The sequence below is a fragment of the Treponema denticola ATCC 35405 genome, assembly GCF_000008185.1.
Taxonomy (GTDB): domain Bacteria; phylum Spirochaetota; class Spirochaetia; order Treponematales; family Treponemataceae; genus Treponema_B; species Treponema_B denticola.
The window spans coordinates 2,583,507-2,601,157 of the sequence record NC_002967.9; the positions used below are offsets into that span (position 1 = coordinate 2,583,507).

Annotated in this window: 17 protein-coding genes; 10 read left to right on the top strand and 7 right to left on the bottom strand. The window is 40.0% G+C overall.

Annotated elements, in window-relative coordinates; translation table 11 throughout:
* Positions 1 to 312: 312 nt before the first annotated feature.
* Together TDE_RS12040 and TDE_RS12045 are read right to left on the bottom strand one after the other, a co-directional pair.
* Positions 313 to 1,971 carry an ABC transporter ATP-binding protein gene (locus tag TDE_RS12040; RefSeq protein ID WP_002680530.1) on the bottom strand — a complete coding sequence of 553 codons (1,659 nt, stop codon included), beginning with the start codon at positions 1,969 to 1,971 and terminating at the stop codon, positions 313 to 315.
* Positions 1,968 to 3,788 carry an ABC transporter ATP-binding protein/permease gene (locus TDE_RS12045; protein WP_002680532.1) on the bottom strand — a complete coding sequence of 607 codons (1,821 nt, stop codon included), beginning with the start codon at positions 3,786 to 3,788 and terminating at the stop codon, positions 1,968 to 1,970. Before TDE_RS12045 ends, TDE_RS12040 begins: the two co-directional genes overlap by 4 nt.
* Before the next feature lie 156 nt (positions 3,789 to 3,944).
* Here TDE_RS12045 and TDE_RS12050 point away from each other — a divergent pair, with 156 nt between their 5' ends.
* From TDE_RS12050 to TDE_RS12070, 5 genes are all read left to right on the top strand, one after another.
* Positions 3,945 to 4,793 (top strand): Rpn family recombination-promoting nuclease/putative transposase, encoded by an 849-nt coding sequence (locus TDE_RS12050; protein WP_002680535.1) that lies wholly within the window; start codon positions 3,945 to 3,947, stop codon positions 4,791 to 4,793.
* 54 nt (positions 4,794 to 4,847) lie between these two features.
* The gene (locus TDE_RS12055; RefSeq protein WP_002680537.1) at positions 4,848 to 5,531 is read left to right on the top strand and encodes a metal ABC transporter ATP-binding protein; all 684 of its coding nucleotides are present in this window, start codon (positions 4,848 to 4,850) and stop codon (positions 5,529 to 5,531) included.
* Position 5,532: 1 nt separating this feature from the next.
* Entirely contained in the window at positions 5,533 to 6,342 is an 810-nt protein-coding gene (locus TDE_RS12060; protein ID WP_002680541.1) for a metal ABC transporter permease, read from the top strand.
* Positions 6,343 to 6,427: 85 nt separating this feature from the next.
* The gene (locus TDE_RS12065; protein ID WP_002673727.1) at positions 6,428 to 6,622 is read left to right on the top strand and encodes a hypothetical protein; all 195 of its coding nucleotides are present in this window, start codon (positions 6,428 to 6,430) and stop codon (positions 6,620 to 6,622) included.
* Complete coding sequence (locus tag TDE_RS12070; protein WP_002673725.1) at positions 6,609 to 6,947, top strand: type II toxin-antitoxin system PemK/MazF family toxin; 339 nt, start codon at positions 6,609 to 6,611, stop codon at positions 6,945 to 6,947. The genes TDE_RS12065 and TDE_RS12070 overlap by 14 nt, the downstream gene beginning before the upstream one ends.
* 28 nt (positions 6,948 to 6,975) lie before the next feature.
* On the opposite strand, the gene TDE_RS12075 is transcribed toward TDE_RS12070, so the two are convergent.
* From TDE_RS12075 to TDE_RS12085, 3 genes are read right to left on the bottom strand one after another with little or no spacing between them, the layout of a single operon-like run.
* Entirely contained in the window at positions 6,976 to 7,857 is an 882-nt protein-coding gene (locus TDE_RS12075) for a hypothetical protein (RefSeq protein ID WP_002680543.1), read from the bottom strand.
* A gap of 58 nt (positions 7,858 to 7,915) precedes the next feature.
* Positions 7,916 to 10,771, bottom strand: coding sequence for a hypothetical protein (locus TDE_RS12080; protein ID WP_010957266.1), 2,856 nt, complete (start codon positions 10,769 to 10,771; stop codon positions 7,916 to 7,918).
* Positions 10,772 to 10,781: 10 nt separating this feature from the next.
* The gene (locus TDE_RS12085) at positions 10,782 to 11,660 is read right to left on the bottom strand and encodes a hypothetical protein (RefSeq protein ID WP_002680551.1); all 879 of its coding nucleotides are present in this window, start codon (positions 11,658 to 11,660) and stop codon (positions 10,782 to 10,784) included.
* Between the two features lie 115 nt (positions 11,661 to 11,775).
* Here TDE_RS12085 and thiI point away from each other — a divergent pair, with 115 nt between their 5' ends.
* The 3 genes from thiI to rnhA are packed head-to-tail and all read left to right on the top strand — an operon-like array spanning position 11,776 to position 14,491.
* Entirely contained in the window at positions 11,776 to 12,939 is a 1,164-nt protein-coding gene (gene thiI / locus TDE_RS12090) for a tRNA uracil 4-sulfurtransferase ThiI (protein ID WP_002680552.1), read from the top strand.
* A gap of 2 nt (positions 12,940 to 12,941) precedes the next feature.
* Complete coding sequence (locus TDE_RS12095; RefSeq protein ID WP_002667301.1) at positions 12,942 to 14,012, top strand: 3-deoxy-7-phosphoheptulonate synthase; 1,071 nt, start codon at positions 12,942 to 12,944, stop codon at positions 14,010 to 14,012.
* Positions 14,009 to 14,491: a ribonuclease HI gene (gene rnhA, locus TDE_RS12100; protein ID WP_002680554.1), complete on the top strand. Its 483-nt coding sequence runs from the start codon at positions 14,009 to 14,011 to the stop codon at positions 14,489 to 14,491. Before TDE_RS12095 ends, rnhA begins: the two co-directional genes overlap by 4 nt.
* 14 nt (positions 14,492 to 14,505) lie before the next feature.
* Here rnhA and TDE_RS12105 read toward each other — a convergent pair whose 3' ends face one another.
* Together TDE_RS12105 and pgsA are read right to left on the bottom strand one after the other, a co-directional pair.
* Positions 14,506 to 14,736 carry a YdbC family protein gene (locus tag TDE_RS12105; protein ID WP_002667298.1) on the bottom strand — a complete coding sequence of 77 codons (231 nt, stop codon included), beginning with the start codon at positions 14,734 to 14,736 and terminating at the stop codon, positions 14,506 to 14,508.
* Positions 14,729 to 15,322 carry a CDP-diacylglycerol--glycerol-3-phosphate 3-phosphatidyltransferase gene (gene pgsA / locus TDE_RS12110; protein ID WP_002667297.1) on the bottom strand — a complete coding sequence of 198 codons (594 nt, stop codon included), beginning with the start codon at positions 15,320 to 15,322 and terminating at the stop codon, positions 14,729 to 14,731. The genes TDE_RS12105 and pgsA overlap by 8 nt, the downstream gene beginning before the upstream one ends.
* A gap of 113 nt (positions 15,323 to 15,435) precedes the next feature.
* Here pgsA and TDE_RS12115 point away from each other — a divergent pair, with 113 nt between their 5' ends.
* Both TDE_RS12115 and yihA read left to right on the top strand, forming a co-directional pair.
* Complete coding sequence (locus TDE_RS12115) at positions 15,436 to 17,013, top strand: glucose-6-phosphate isomerase (RefSeq protein WP_002680556.1); 1,578 nt, start codon at positions 15,436 to 15,438, stop codon at positions 17,011 to 17,013.
* Positions 17,010 to 17,648, top strand: coding sequence for a ribosome biogenesis GTP-binding protein YihA/YsxC (gene yihA / locus TDE_RS12120; RefSeq protein ID WP_002680558.1), 639 nt, complete (start codon positions 17,010 to 17,012; stop codon positions 17,646 to 17,648). The genes TDE_RS12115 and yihA overlap by 4 nt, the downstream gene beginning before the upstream one ends.
* Positions 17,649 to 17,651 lie beyond the last annotated feature (3 nt).

Sequence of the window (17,651 nt, forward strand, 5' to 3'; positions counted from 1 at the left end):
TATTTTTAGCTATCCTTCTTTTAGCGGTAGAAGGTGAATTATATAAGTTGTAGAAAGCGAAATACACAATATCAGGCAACAAGATAACATTTGACGATAATGAAGATGAAACTACAACCTTCAAAATAGAAGGAAATACGCTGACTATTGGTAAAGACGGTGATGATTTTTATTTAGTGGGAACAAAATCTTCAGATTATACTGCTGACCAAATAGCGAACGCTGAATAACTATAGTAACCTTAATCAAAATTAAAACAAGCCTTACCCCATCGGAAGACTTCGCCCCTCCGATGGGGATTTTTATTTTTTTCTACCTCACCCTTCCCTTTTCAATGTAAACAATTTTATCGGCAGCGTTCACGGTGGATTTGCGGTGGCTTACAATTAAAACGCCTTTGTCTTTTTTTTCTTGGTATATCGAATTTAAAATGAGGGCTTCGTTTAAGCTGTCCAAGTTTCCGGTCGGCTCGTCGAGTAACAAAAGCGGGGCCTTGTGCAAAAAGGCTCGGGCAAGACCGAGACGCTGCTTTTCGCCGCTCGAAAGATTTCCTCCAAGCTCTGTCATCTTCGTATCATAGCCTTCAGGTAAGCTCATAATAAAATCGTGGATTGCGGCTTTTTTGGCGGCTTCGATAACATCCTCTTTTGAAGCATTCCTGTTTGCAAGGAGAATATTTTCATAAATAGATTTTTTGAAAATATAGGTCTGCTGGGTAATGTAAGAAACGGCCTCCCGTAAACTTGCCGTGTTTATCTTTTTAATATCGATACCGCTCATCTTTACCTCACCCGACAGGGGATCGAAAAAGCGCATGATTAGGCGGAGCAAGGTACTCTTACCGCTTCCGCTTTTGCCGCAAAGGCCGACTATCTCGTCTTTTTTAACGGAGATACTTACATCCTGTAAAACTTCCATATCGTCATATCTAAAGTTGATGTTATCGGCATCGACTTTTTCAAAGCTTAGGTTTTCGCCGTCTGTAACTTCATCGAGTTCGGGCTTCTCTTCAAGCAGGGAAAAAACCCTCTCTGCTGAAGCAAAGGTTTGCTGCAAGTTTACTGCCAAACCTGAAACCGCTATTATCGGGCCGTAGCCTGAAAGAAGCATCAGGTTGGAAATTAAAAAAGCGGCAAAGTCAATTTTTCCGCTTACCAAGAGGAAGGTAGAAATGCCCAGCATTAAAAAATTGCAAAGAGTAAGAGCCGCTTCCGTAATTGCAAAGGTCTTCCCCTCAAAGTTTTTTAAGAGCTTAAAGGTTCCGCTTATGGCCTCGCCTCTCTTTTCAATATTATCTTTTCTTTCTTTTATCTTGTCAAAAAAGATAATCTCTTTTATTCCGAGGAGGGAATCCAAAAAGAAAGAATTAAGGGAGCTCATTTTTTTTCGGTATTCTACACCGGCCCCGTCATCCATCTTAGCGAAGAGGAGAGGAAGGAAGAAGCCGATGACTATATAGATGAGGGCAACCGTAAGGCTCAAGACAATGTGTATTTTAGCAAAGATAATTAAGGCAAAAATAAAGTAGAGTACGGCAGAAGCTGCCGGGGCTATAGTGTGGGCATAAAAAACTTCAAGTAATTCTATGTCGGCAGTTATAATAGACAGAAGGCTGCCTGAATCCTTTTTTTGTAATTTAACAAAGGCCAGTCTTCTCATAGCCGTAAAAATTTTATCCCGTATCAAGGCCAAGAGGGTGAAGGCTATGTAATGCCCCGAAAGCTGTTCGCCGTATCTAAAGATACCTCGGCTTACGGCACAGATGATAAGGCCTATGATTACAAAATCCAAGGAAACAGAAACATTAAAAATCTTTAAGTCTACAAGAGAAACAATGCCGACTCCGCCCAAAACAGGGATGGCCGCTGCAATGATAAAGCCCAAAACCCTTAAGATGACAGTTATAGTCATAACTCCGCTAAGAGGTTTTACAAATACTATCAATTTTTTTATAAGTTCGCTTTTTTTCATTTTACATCCATCCGTATTTTTTCAAGATCTTTTTGCTGCAAATACATCCTTGCATAGATACCGTTTTTTTCAATGAGGCTTGAATGAGTTCCTTCTTCTTTTATTTCACCCTTTTCAAATACATAGATGTGATCTGCATTTTCAATATTCGCAAGCCTGTGTGAAATAAAGATAATTATTTTGGTTTTGCTTAATTCATAAAGAGTGCTTAAAATAAGCTCTTCGCTTTCGACATCGATATTGCTTACAGCCTCATCAAAAATATAAATGTCCGCATCATGGAGGAGAGCCCGCGCAAGAGCAAAACGCTGAACCTGTCCGCCCGATAAATTCTTTCCGCCCGATTCAATATAAAAATCCAAACCCGAATTACCGTCTCCCGAAGAGTTTCTGTTTAAAATAAACTCGTCTAAGAGAACTTCTTTTAATACGCTCATCAATTCTTCATCGCTTGCAGAAGGCTTCGCTATTAAAAGGTTTTCCCTCACCGAAGCTCCGAACAAAAAGCTTTCGGTAGAGACAAGATTCATATACCTAGCTCTAAATTCGTCGGGAAGTTTTTTTGCTTCTATGCCCGATAAGAGGATTTCGCCGGAATAGTTTTTTTGTAAGCCCATAAGTAAGGCGGCCGCAGTGGATTTGCCCGAACCGCTTTCTCCTGCGATGCCGTAAAAGCCCGGTTTTAAAAATTCAAGAGAGATATTTTTTAGAGCCTGCTTTGATTCGTTATAATTAAAGTTTAAATTTTTTACTTCGAGCGAAGGCAAATTGCCCTGTAGAGAATCCGGCTGACTGCCGAACTGAGCTCTTTTAATTTTTTTTGCAGTTTCTTCAAGTTCGGCTTCGCTTAAAATTGAAGCCGAATCGCTTTTTACATCCATCAATTCAAAGAGGCGGTTCGCTGCGGTTATGCCGTTCATCGCTATATGAAAGAACGAGCCCAGTGCACGCAGAGGTAAAAAGAATTCGGCACAAAGCAAAATAAAAAGAAGATCTCCTTCTATCGAAAGATTTCCGACTCTTAACTGATAAAGGCTGACGATTGTTCCGAGGGCAGTCCCGCCGTATGCAACGGTATCCATCACAAAGATAGAATTAAGCTGCATGGTTAAAACCCTCATCGTTATCCGCCTAAAATTTTCCGCCTCGGCATTTAGTTCCCTATGCTGAGCCTCATCGTCGGAATAGGCTTTCAAGGGGATAAGGCCGCGGAGGTTATCCAAAAAGGAATCTCCGAGCCCCGTATAAACATCAAGGTATCTTTTTAAAATACGCTTTGCAACCGTTTGAATGGCTGCAATCGAAAGGGGAATTAAGGGCACGCAGACAAAAAGCACAAGGGCGGCAAAAAAGTTTATCGGTGCAAGAATTATAAAAAGAGTTACCGGAGCTGCCATACTGAAAAAAAACTGAGGCAGATAAGCCCCAAAATAAGAATCAAGCTGCTCGATTCCGTCAGTACCTATTTGAGTAACCTCGGCCATGCTTATATATTGAGAATAATTAAGCTTTAACGAAATAAATTTATCGTAGAGCATCGAGCGCAATGTTCTTTTAACCTCGGTTCCTGCCCTATACGAAAAGTAAGAGCGTTTACGGACGGCAATAACTCTTATTATCAAGGCAGCCGAAGCTGCGAATAACAACACAAAAACCATTTTTTTATCAAGCGAAGAATTATATAGGCCGAAAATAAAGCGCACAGTTACAAAGGTAATAGCCGTATTGCACAATAGAGAAATCCATGAAGAAAGAGCCGAAAGCAATATCCATTTTTTACTTTTCGGCACCGACCCTGTCAGGCGTTTATGAATCATAACTAACCTCTAACTTGTATTTTATAGGAAACAAATAAAAATAGCAATAGGCTAACTTTTAAGCTGTTATAATTAGAAATTACAAAATATTTTTTAAATTTTACTCATAAATCTTATTTTTTCATATAAATATAATAGGAGGTATGAGAGGAACAAATGAAAAATGATACAAATTTCAAAATAACCCTACGAAATGATTATGCTTTTAAGCGTATTTTTGGAACTGAGGAAAATACAGACATCCTACAAGATTTGCTGGAATGTATACTCGACATTCTACCTGAAAATATCGCAGGATTAGAACTTTTGGATAAAGAATTTCATAAAGAAATTTTGACCGAAAAGCTAGGTATCTTGGATATAAAGTTAAGACTAAAAGACAAAACAATTATAAATATTGAAATACAGAATAGGTGGAGAGGAGATTTTCCTGAAAGAAGCGTATATTATTGGTCAAAAATGTATAACGAAAGTATAAAACAAGGTCAAGACTATACAAATCTTCCGAAATGTATTACAATAAATTTGATAGGAAAAGGCTTTAATAAAAATAAGCGTTTGCACAATAAATATTTCGTTATGGAAAAGGATACAAAAGAGCCTTTATTTTCAAAACTTGAGATTCATATTATAAATCTTGAAACAGCAAAGCTTTTAGAAGAATCAAATTATACGGACATTAAAACAAAACGCTTATTAAGCTGGCTGAAATTTATTGAAACAGATGATAGGGAGGTAAGAAAGATGTTGGCACAAAATTCCAAAACAATGAAAAAAGCAAATGCAGCTATTGAAGTAATGGAAATGAGTCCTCGAGACAAATGGCTCTACGAATCCCGCATGAAATATCAACACGATATGGCATCAGAAAAACACGAGGGCTATACAGAAGGCGTATATCAAACAAAACTCGAAACAGCAAAGAACTTACTTGATCTAGGCGTGGCACACGAAGTCATTATGCAAGCCACAGGCTTAAAACAAGACGAAATAAACAATCTTTAATAAATACAAGTCCGTCTTGCAATCTTTAAAAAAAAGAAGTAAAATGCATTTCCTATGGTAAAAATAAATTCTCTCAAGTTTAAATATCCGAATTCAAAAAAAGAAGTTTTAAAAAATATAAATTTGGAAGTAAACCAAGGCGATTATATTTCGATTGTGGGAGAAAACGGCTGCGGAAAAAGCACCCTCCTAAAGCTGATTTTAAAATTGCTGAAAATACAAAAAGGTGAAATTATTATCAATGCAAAAAAAATCGGCTATCTTCCGCAAAAAAAAGAAAACCTAAACGATTTCCCGATTACGCTTTTTGAACTTTTAAATTCCTATAGAAAAATATTAAAGATAAGGGAAAGCGATTGTGCTCTAAAAGCCCTGGAAAGAGTGAATTTAACCGAATACAAAAACAGCCTTGTTGGAGAACTTTCCGGAGGCCAGCTTCAAAAACTCTACATAGCCCGTGCCCTTATCGGGGATCCCGACCTTTTAATCTTAGATGAACTTTCTACCGGAATAGATGTTCAGGGGCAAAAAGAAATCTATTCTTTTGTAAAAGATTTAAACGTTAAAAAGGGACTGACCGTAATTTCGGTTGACCATAATTTAGATGCCGCTATTTTTAATTCTACAAAAATATTTCACATAAAAAACGGAGAAGGTCATTTGTGTAATCCTCAACAATATACTTCGGAATTTTTTAATCCGAACTTTGTTCAATTTAAACCAAAGGGGGAAAAATAAAATGCTTCAATACGGTTTTATGCAAAATGCCTTTATCGTTTCTTTTTTTATAGGAATCCTTTGTCCTTCAATCGGCTTATTTTTAGTACTCAGAAGATACTCCCTCATAGGGGACACCCTTTCCCACAGCTCCCTTGCAGGCGTTACCCTCGCCCTCGCTTCAGGAATAAACCCCATCCTTGGAGCCTTTATTTTTACGACAGCAGCAGGAGCCCTGATAGAAGCCCTGCGGAATGCTTTTAAAGAATACCAAGATTTAATCCTTTCGATAGTTTTGTCCTTGAGTGTCGGAATCGCCATTACCCTCATAAGCTCAGGAACCGTTAGAGCAAATGCCGAAACCTATTTATTCGGAAGCGTCTTAACCGTTTCTTCTTCGGATTTAATTACCGTGATTGCTTTAAGCATCTTGTCATTGGTTACTCTCGGCCTCATGTATCACAAGATGGTCTACATAGCCCTCGATGAAGATATTGCAAAAATAATAGGAGTTAAGGTTAGGCTTATCAATTACTTGTTTTCAGGCCTAACAGCGGCAACGATAGCCGTTTCATTAAAAATAGTGGGAATGTTGGTTTTAAGCTCGATGATAGCTCTACCGGTCGCAACAGCCCTTCAATTAAAAATAAGCTTTAAAAAGACATTAATTTTTTCTATTTTTATAAGCGTAGCAGACATAATGCTCGGCTTGGTCTTATCCTATCACCTAAATGTCGCTCCCGGCGGCTTTACAGCCCTCGTGTCGGTCATCGTCTTAATATTGACAATAGGGATAAATTCCTTTTTAAAACATAATAAACTATCTGCATAATAAAAGTAGAAAATAAATAACAGGCAAGCAACAAGTTGCGGAAAAAGGTAATTTAGTATATAATTTATAGTTATGGAGGTAGATTATGTCTGATGCACTTACACAAGTTGAAAATCAAGTTCTTTCTTTTTCTTTAGCAGAACAGATTCGTCTTCTTACCTTTATTGCAAATAATGTTAATAAACAAACTTCTATCTTGGCAGAAGGAGAAGCCTTAAAAAAAATTAGAGAATCAAGTCTGGAAACCGTTTGGGAGAGTATAAAGAATGACTCGTGGTGATGTTTATATGCTTGATTTCGGCATTCCGGCCGGGAGTGAACCAGGGATGAGGCGACCGGTAATAATAATACAGTCCGATAAAAAGAATTTGAATAGTTTAAATACAAAAATAGTTGTTCCTCTTACATCTAATACTGTCAATGCCGAATTAAAAGGTAATGTTTTCATTCCCAAAAATGAATCACAACTTCCAAAAAATTCTGTTGCACTTGTTCATCAAATTATAGTGGTAGATAAATCCCGACTTGAAGAAAAAGTTGGAAAAGTATCCAAGCATATACTTTTACAGATTGAACAAGAAATCGATTATGTGCTAAAAGAATAGATCCATAAAAACAGCTTACCAACCTTATTTAAAATTTTCTATACGGGGAACGCACGGGTCTAGAGGCATCTCGGATAGTCCAGTCCTCAAGGGCTTCTCCGGAAAGGCGCGGCATAAAGCGTTTTTCTTTTACGGTCTTCATCGAAGATCCAGCTCCTACAGATTCATTCCACCAATCATATAAGTGAACATTGGTCTTTACTCCCAAAAAATCGTAAGTTTTTTCAAGGGAAACAAAGCCGATTGGATCATATTCATAAAACTTTAATTTTGCTTCCGCCGTATTCGAGTGTATTTCATAAGGAAGCCATTTTTGTGGAATATAATTGTTTCCAATTATTTTTTTGTATTCGCTCGGCATTCCATAGGTGTAAAGAAGCTTAGTATGGGTATCAAGTGCACACATTAAATTATTGAGAGCATTTTCAAAAATACCGCCTTTAGCCGCATAAGCGGTAAATTTAAAGAAAATAAAACGTTCAAGGATTTTAGCTTCTGAAGGCTCATCATAAATAGGCAAATCAAAGGGGTGAACTCCTTCTACCTTGAAATAAACCACATCGTTTATCTTATTTGTTATGCCTAAAAACACGGAAGACCCCGGCACCTCGGTTTCTCTGTATTGATAAGTTTTTCCTTCTTTCCCCCAGCCTTCATGAGGAGCACACGGCTCCCATTTAAAATCGGAGGTAAAAAGGATTTCAACTGCCGGTGCCGATCCCTTTGAGGGCGAAGTAATTTTTGCCATGTGAATAAGGCAATCACCCAGCCTTGCTTTTTCGTAAATGCAGTCGGGATTTTCGGGATTAGCTTTTATACTATGGTCCTCTAAGTCCCCGGCTATTAGAAAATTCACAAAACAAAAGAGAAACAAAAACAAACCTAAAAGCTTTAAACTTAATTTTTTCATAAGATTCCTAAACTTGAAAAAAGCCGGAGGCTCACGGGGAGACTTCGGCTTTTAAAATTTATTTCCAACTGATTGTATAAATTACTTTTATTTTTCCCTTTGAGCGTGTCTCATCGTGGTTGTCCACCTCATATGTAATAACGAAATCTTTTTCTTCACCGTCGGCAAGGGTAAAGTTCTCATCGTAGGTGATGGTTACTCTTTTATAGGAAATTCTTCGGTTGGGATTCGGCTTTGTACCTGCAAATTCGGCTGGCAACGGAATATCGTCTGAGCGTTTTATATTAACATTGGCCTTATCTACCGTCCACATTCCCGTAGTTTCATTGTATACCAAAGGAAAAATACTGTTGTCGTCGATGGCTTGAAGAGGATATACATTCCCACCTCCCCATGTCGTCCATTCCGCCCACCAATAATCGTGTCGATTTGCTTTAATCAGGTAATTGGAGAAAGATATCTTTAAGTCAGAAAACGAAGAAAACTCGGTTGTCAACCAAGCGGCATTTGCGGATTTATCGGTTCCTACGTTGATAAAATCTCCCGACTTAACCTTTATCCATTTCCCACTATTGTTTTCAATGGAAAACATATAATCCCACGATTCTGTAACATTGCTTCCACCGGTTACCTGAACCGTATTCTTATGAGAAAGATGAACCCCATCAATATATTTATGATTGAAGTGATCACCGTCTGCCGTAGACCAAGACTGTAAACTTTCATTGTGAATTTTGGGGGTTATTTTAAGGAACATTGTAATAAAAGATACGGAAACATTTAGGTTTGCAGATTCTACAGTCATAACCGCAAACGTTTTATCTTGATCCTTAAATGCATCTTCCGGTACGCCAAACCATTTTTTAACCTTATACCTAGAATTGGGCTCCGGTGTTGCAATAAATTTGACTTGTTCGCCCTTTTTTATATACGCTCCGGATTTGATGGGCTTACCGTTGTGCAGAGCAGCAAGAGTGCCTCCTTCTTCTCCCAAAACAGAAAATTCAACCTTGTAAGACTCTTCGATCTCGATTGCAGCATAAGTACTTTTTTTGCTTGCAGACTGTTCACCTTGAACCGTATTGTTCGTATTCGTAACCAGACAATAATAGTATGTTATGCCGGCAGCGGAGGTATCGGGTGTAAAGGTGTACTCGGCTTTATCGGCATCCGTTACAGCCGTTCCTTCCGCCTCAGATGAGACGGCCTTAAACCATTGGTACGATAAGGTTCCGTCATCTTTGGATTTGGCTTTTACTCTTAGGGTAAGCTGTTCCGTACTGTTAAGACGAAGAGTTTTGCTTTTAGGCTGTTCAGTTATTTCAGGGTTTAAAGCATCGGACTGAATTTGCCCGTCAGTTATGTGGCATTTTGCCCGTTCGCTTTCAGTTTGTTCCGATTTATTGTTGTCCGTATTCGTATTTTTGACGATACAGTAAAAATAGCATTTGGTTTCGGTTGAGGTATCGGTTATTTTGTATGATGATTCCGTTGCATCCGGAATTGCGGTTCCCGCTTCAGTTTTGCTTTCGGCCTTATACCATTGATACGAAAGCGTTTCGCCGTCTGGTACAGGTTCCGTTTTTACCTCAAAAACGAGTTCGGGGCTATTCAGTTTTGCATAACCGTCTTTGGGCTGTTCCAAAATAACCGGTTTAACGGCCGTATATTTCGGATTTTTATCTTTAGCTATTGTCTTTTTTGTTATTTTGAGCTTTTCTCTATATGGAGAAAAACCCACCTTGTTGGCTTTTCTTCCGGCAGGCTGTGTATAAGCAGGATTCTGTTTTGGGTGGTAGTCGGCATTATTTATGTTATCCTTTATCCATTGGTACAGAACAACGGAACCGTCTTCTTTTACAAAGCCTACCGGGTCTGTCATATAAAAGGGTTCGGAAAATTGAGTATGTTGTCCTTCTGTAGGAGCCGCATAATCCGTCCAATCCTCAGGAACGGCATTCCCGAAAACACTCTTTATTTTAGTCGGTTCGCTGTAATAAAATAAAAATTTGGAATACCGGTCTACACAGAACATGGAGCTGCCGTGCTTCCCGCCGACTGCGCCTCCGAGAGAATGTGCCGTAAATTTAAAAAAATAAAAGCGTTCATCTTTTGGATCGGGAGCCGGCGTATACCCTATTGCGGCCCATCGGTCGGTTCTGTTTTTATAACGGTATACTTTTACATCTGAAATCGCTTTAACACCAGAGCCTATTCCGGACGGAACGTTGTCGACCATTTCAGGACTGCCGGTCCAGCTTCCTTCTCTGAATTTATATGAAGCAATAATACCTTCCATACTGGGCATATTGAGAATCCATTCGTCGAATTTGGCCGAATTAAAATTACCGTCATCACTGCTATCGGGCTCACCTTCCTTATAATAGTCCCACGGATCGGCTTCAATATGTTCCGTTTTGATTTTTACAATAAACTTTTTATTTCCCTGAGGATCTTTGGGGTTATAATCAGCTCCGCTGCCGCCCATAGAACTGTCTTGTTCTAAAAAGAGGTATTTTTGTATTTCAAGATTTGAACCGTCTATGGTCTTCAGCGTGATGGGCACGGTAACAGGTTCCCCTTCTTTTAAATTGGCCTGTCCGCCTTGTCCTTTTATCGTTATCGAAACTTCAACGGCAGCACCGGTATTGTCCTTTACGGCGGCGCTTACATCATCAGGATAAAGTATCGCATCTTTTGCATTTACTTTTCCAACAAAGTCTTCTCCATTGGCTTCGGGGTACAGCGTTACACCGCATACCGTTATCGATTGTACGGTCAACTTTTTTTTATCTCCGGCATCTTTAACGGAACGTTTATACCATGAAGCACCCAAGGCCGGTTGACATGAAAAACATACGTAAGCCGCCGTAAAAATAAGCAAACTTAAAACAAATAATTTTTCCTTTTTCATAAACTACTCCTTAAATTCTAAATAAGAGTCCTAAACTTATACCAAAATCAAGACTATTCATAAAAAAAGATTTTATGGAATCCCGTTCAAAATTGACATCTATGCCTTTTAGTTTGCCGTTCTCAATGGCTGCTTTTGCAATTTTTTTCGGTAAAGAAACATATCCGGGTTTATAAATGGTATAAGAGGCGTAGGAACCCATGGTAACATTCATTTTTTCAATAAGCGGTATATTGTAGTCAATTACAGCTTTCAGGGTAAGTCCCAGAGGATTCATTTTGCGTGTCATAGATCCCGGTATGTATAGCGTTCCCGTTTCAGGAAAAAAGTCGGGGCCGGTACCGCCATTATTCAGCATTTCCGCTTCTTCATCTGTCAAATTGGTATACAGCTCATAGGTAGGCTGCGGGTCAGCCAGCATCTTACCGCCAAGGCCCAATCCGACAGCAAGCCTGTTTTTAAAAAGCAGGGCCTTAACTGTTGTCCCAAAAGTTACAACAGGCGTCATATATACGCGGCAATAAACTTCTATATTCTTACCTAAACTTGCATTATACTGCCCCGAAATCTGACCTGAAAAACCCTGTCCTACACCCAGGTTAAAGGCGAGTCCGAGTCCTCCAAAGATATTATTATTTGTATAATTAAAGTATCTTTTCGAATCAAAAATATAGGTAAGTTCGGCTTCTCCGTTCATAATAAAACCGGCCATACCGCGCATAAAAGCGGCGCCCAGATATTCTTTATCGGCCTCATTTATATGGGGGTCAGTGTAGGAGCCGGAAAAATTAGATCTAAGTCCCAGAGTAAAGCCTTCATCAAAAGCAAAGGCCGAAAAACTTACAAACACAAACATAACCAGAAAAAAAAGTTTCTTAATCGGTTTCATAAACACCTCTCGGGTAGAGAGTACGAATTTTTTATAAAAATGTCAATAAGAGGATAAATTATTATAGATTTTCACTGATGGACTTTTTTGCATTTTTTGGCTAGAATATGAACTTATGGAAGAACTTTTCTATCTTGCAAAAATAGGCGAAATTAACCTAAAAAAAGGTAATTTAAAAGACTTTGAAATGCGGCTTTCGCAGAATTTACGCAGCTATTTACCGGAGGCTAAACCCAATATACGCGTGAGAGCCGGAAGAATGTATGTAAGCATCAAGCCCGAATTTAAAGAAAAAACCGAAGAAGCCCTAAATAAACTCATAGGCATTACAGGCTGGGCACAGGCCCTTCCTGCCGAAAAAACTATTGAAGCCATTACCGAAACAGCCAGAGCTGAGGCTATAAGGGCCCGGGATGCGGGGGCTAAGACCTTTAAAATAGAATCCCGCCGAGGAGAAAAAAACTTCCCTCTAACCTCCTACGAAATTTCACGGGAAGTCGGAGGGGTAATTCATACTGAAGGGATTTTAAAAGTAGATGTTCATAATCCCGACATCGTAATTTCTATCGAAGTAAGAGAAAAAGCTTTTATCTACGGCCTTGAACACAAGGGACGGCGGGGTCTTCCCTGCGGCTGTTCGGGAAGGGGACTTTTGCTCCTATCGGGAGGAATAGACTCCCCCGTTGCAGGCTTTAAAATGCTCACCCGCGGAATGAAGCTGGACTATATCTATTTTCACTCCCATCCTTATACCTCGCCCGAAGCCCAGGCTAAGGTTGAAAAACTGGCCGACATTTTAGCGGGCTACGGCCTCGGCGGATATCTCAATATAATTCCCTTTACAAAGGTGCAGCACCAAATCAGAGAAAAAAGCCCCGAGGCCTATCTAACTTTAATGATGAGAATCTGCATGATGAAAATAGCAAATATGACGGCAAGGGGTATAAATTCCAAATGCCTTATCACGGGAGAAAGCCTTGCTCAGGTTGCAAGCCAAACGGTAGAAAACTTGACTGTAACAAACTCTTATGCGGAATTTCCTGTTTTTAGGCCCCTCATCGGCCTCGATAAGGAAGAAATTACTATAGAAGCCAAGGAAATAGGCACCTATGAAACCTCAATCTTGCCGTACGAAGATTGCTGTGTAATGTTTTCACCCAAGCACCCTATTTTACACTCAAACCTCAAAGATGCGGCCGAAATTTTCGAAAGAATGGAAATAGACAGCCTTTTAGAAGAGGCATACTCACAAAGAGAAGTAAAAAAGATGAGTTTTTAAAGATGATAAAAAACCTTATTGACCTCCGAATCGAGAGGATTCATTGCATAAGTTCTCCTGCCGAAATGGTAGAAAAAATACCCGCCTCGGATTCTCTTTATTCTTTTATAGCCGAAGCCCGAAAAACTATCAGCAATATAATAAACGGAAAGGATGAGCGTTTTTTACTCATAGTCGGCCCCTGCTCGATTCATGACACGGAGGCAGCCGAGGATTATGCTATGCGCCTATTAGAGCTAAAAAAGAAATGCTCCGATTCTTTCTATATTATAATGCGTACCTACTTTGAAAAACCCAGAACCGTTTTAGGCTGGAGAGGCCTTATCGTAGAACCTGAACTTGACGGCTTTATCAATATTGAAGGCGGCATTCAAAAGACAAGAAAATTTCTTATTAAACTTGCCGAAATAGGCATTCCTGCAGCCTCCGAAATGGTAGACCCTATGATTCCCCAATACATTGCCGACCTTGTAAGCTGGGCTTCGATAGGAGCACGCTCAGCCGAAAGTCAAATCCACAGAGAACTGGCCTCAGGACTTTCAATGCCGGTCGGCTTTAAAAATACCACCTACGGAGACATAACGGCCGCTATAAACGGAGTTATTGTTTCCCGCCTGCCCCATGCCTTTGTAGGCATTGCCCGAAACGGACTTTCGGCAATAGTGCACACAACCGGAAATCCCGACACTCACTTGGTTTTAAGGGGAGGGGTTTCAAAGCCCAATTATAATAGAGAAGAAATTGAAAAAGCAGCCTCTCTTATGAAGGAAAAAATGCTGAAACCGAGCATAGTAATAGACTGCTCCCACGGAAATTCGGGAAAGGACCCGAAAAAACAGATAAACATCTTTGAAGAAAGCTTAAAACTCCGCTTCGATAAGAATGAACCTCTTGACTATATAAGGGGCTGTATGATTGAAAGCTTTATCCAAGAGGGAAGCACCTCGATCGAAAAAGCAAAGGAACGCAGCGAATACGGTAAATCCATAACCGACCCCTGCCTAGGCTGGGAAGAAACTCAAACAGAAATACTAAAAATCTATGAAAAATACAAAAGGAGAAAGCAAAAATGAATATTGAAATATACACGGATGGAGCCTGCTCCAAAAATCCCGGCCCCGGAGGATGGGCCTACATAATGGTAAACAAAGATTCAAAAGAAGAAATATGCAGAGAAAACGGGGGCGAAAAATCTACTACCAATAACCGCATGGAACTCATGGCTGTTATAAGGGCCTTAAAAAAGATAAAAGAGGGAGCAGCATCCTTGGCAGACAAGTCCGGCAAAGCCTTGGACTATAAAAGCATTTCGGTACACACCGATTCTCAATATGTGCAGCAGGGCATAAGCTCGTGGATCTTTAACTGGAAAAAAAATAATTGGAAGACGGCCTCCAAACAGCCCGTAAAAAACCAAGACCTTTGGCAAGAGCTGGATTCCCTTTCAGCCTCGATTAAGCCTGAATGGATTTGGGTAAAAGGCCACGCAGGAAATCCCTTAAACGAAGCCTGCGATCGCCTTGCAGTTGAAGCCTGCCAAAAAATGATGTAATTCTCGCTCGTAAGCTAGATCCCGGCCTCGTCCAAAAGTTTCTTTAAAGCTATAAGCTCATCCCTTGTAAGGGTAATTCCTTTTCCCATTTTTTGGTGATCGGGAGACCAAGGCCTTATATCGAATTTAGGATCTCGGCCGTTCCATGAGACCTCGTTGAGTTCGGTGTTCCAACCGCCCTTTCCCGCGGAGATAACTCCGTAGCTTTTTGTAATTTCAAATTTGAATTCGTCCTGATTATTCATCAGCAGTTCTCCTTTTATTTAAATATGAAGTAATATAATCGGTAAATGAAGCAAGCGACAAGATGACCGCCGCAAAATAAAGAAGCCAGTTAAAATAAAGAATGTATCGGCTAATGGCCGGCGGTAAAAATGTGTAAATCTTTTCAAGTTTTAAAAACATCGAAACGCTTGCCGCTATAATGTAAAGAACGGTCTTCGTTTTTCCGCCCATCTTGGCTCCTATCGTTATGCCTTCGCCGCGGGCCTTCATCCTCAAAAACATAATACCGAACTCGCGGTAAACTATAATCAAAAAGAAGGGAGCAAACAAAAAGCCGTCCATCAAAAAACAAAATAACACCGTTACATTTGCAACTACATCCGCAAAGGGATCAAATATTTTTCCGAAATCATCCACCTGATTATGCAGCCTTGCATAATAGCCGTCCAAAAAATCGGTAAATTCCATAAAGATAAAAATCGGAATTATAATAAGAATGGTAATTTTAGGGCTTATAAAAGGAATCCAATCCGGCAGAAAATACAAAACATAGATGATGGGCGCCAGCACCAGCCGCGATGATGTAAAAATATTAGATAGCTTCATGCCTTATATGATGTAGCTTTAATCCGTTTTTGTCAATAGGCAAAAGTAAGCTTGAACTTTGCACTTTAATCTATGAGTTGTTTTTTTTCTCAAAAAGGGTTAGAATAGAATTTATGGAATGGAAAAATTTAGATAAGTGTACATCTTTTACACAATTACAAAAAGCTCATAAAGAACAAGCTGAAAATTTAAAACTCGCAGATATTTTCGATACTGAAAATTCGGTTAAAAGAGTAAAAAATTATTCGGTTAAAATGGGCGGAAACCTCAAATACAATTATGCGGCCAAGCCTGTAAACGATGAAATTCTTAAGGCTTTGCAGTCCCTCGCCGATGAGCAAAAGCTGATCGAAAAATATGAGCTCTTATTAAACGGGGATTTTATAAATACCGGCGAAAACCGTATGGTACTCCATCAGCTCACCCGCGGCCAATTAAAAAATGATGTAGTTTATAAGGGCGTAAACATGAGGAGCTTTTACCTCAACGAGCTAAAAAAAATAAAAGAATTTTCCGAGGCTGTTCATTCCGGCAAGATTAAAACCTCTCAAGGAAAAGTCTTTACCGATGTGGTTCAGATCGGCATAGGCGGCTCGGACTTAGGCCCCAGAGCCATGTACATAGCCTTAAAAAATCGGGCAAAGAAAAAGATGAGGGCTCATTTTATTTCCAATGTAGACCCCGACGATGCAGCCGAAGTTTTAAACTCCATAAATCTTGCAAGCACCCTTTTTATCCTCGTTTCAAAAAGCGGCACAACTCAAGAAACTCTGGCAAACGAAAGATTTGTAAAATCAGTTCTCGAAAAAAACGGTCTTGACTGCAAAAAACAAATGCTTGCCGTTACAAGCGAAACAAGCCCCCTAGCAAATAACCCCGACTATCTTACTTCCTTTTATATGGACGATTTTATAGGCGGAAGATATTCTTCAACTTCGGTTTGCGGAGCGGCAGTGCTCGCTCTTGCCTTCGGTATGGAAACGGTGGAGGCCTTTTTAAAAGGAGCTGCAGAAGGAGATAAGCTTTCACTAAACAAAAACATAAAAGAAAATGCAAGCCTCTTGGATGCCCTCCTCGGTGTTTATGAAAGAAACATTTTAGGCTGCTCGGCGACAGCCATTCTTCCATACAGTCAGGCCCTTTCCCGCTTCCCTGCCCACCTCCAGCAGCTGGACATGGAATCGAACGGAAAAACGGTAAACCGTTTCGGCGAAAAAGTTTCCTATAAAACGGGCCCTGTAATTTTCGGAGAGCCGGGCACAAACGGACAACATTCTTTTTATCAGCTCCTTCATCAGGGAAGCGATATAATCCCCTTGCAGTTTATAGGCTTTAAAAAAAGCCAAATCGGTCTTGATATCGAAAGCGAGGGCTCAACCAATATGCAAAAACTGAATGCAAATTTGGCAGCCCAAATTATGGCCTTTGCAGCAGGAAAAACCGATGAAAACAAAAACAAGGACTTTGCAGGCAACCGCCCCGCAAGTTTAATCTATGGGGAAGAGCTAAACCCCGAAAACCTCGGTGCCCTCCTTGCCCATTACGAAAACAAGGTGATGTTCCAAGGTTTTATCTGGAACTTAAACAGCTTTGACCAAGAGGGCGTTCAGCTCGGAAAAACCCTTGCAAAGAAGGTGCTTTCAAACGACATGCCTCCTGCTCTCAAAGCCTTTTCGGAATTCCTTTTATGAAAATTATAAATGCTGAATTTATAAAGGGAGCCGTTAAGGCGGAACAGTTTCCGGAAATCGGTGTTTCGGAATTCGCTTTTTTCGGGCGCTCCAATGCGGGAAAGTCGAGCCTTATAAATATGCTTGTCAACAGAAAAAATTTGGTCAAGACAGGCTCCCGCCCCGGAATGACGCGGGAAGTAAATTTCTTCTTGGTAAACCGGCCGGCCTCTTTAAATTTTAACCCCAAGACAAAAAAGTTTTCAGGGCCGGCTCCAAAAGATATGTTTGTGCTCACAGACCTTCCGGGCTACGGCTATGCAAAACTTTCAGGCGGCATGACCTTGCAAATCGACAAGATGCTCTATGAATATTGTACAAACCGCCCCCTCTTAAAGATCATCTTTTTTTTAATGGACATGAGGAGAGAACCTACAGAAACCGAAAAAGAAAGTATCGGCTTTTTTCACGGCTTAAATATTGAGGTTGTAATAGTCGGAACCAAGGCCGATAAGATAGGCAAAAATGATCAGATAAAGGCAAAAAATGATTGGGCAGACTTCTTTAACTTTGACGAAGAGCTCATTATAATAAGCTCTGCTGCAAAAAAAACCGGACGGGATAATATTTTATCGTTAATCGCAAAAAGGATTTAACTT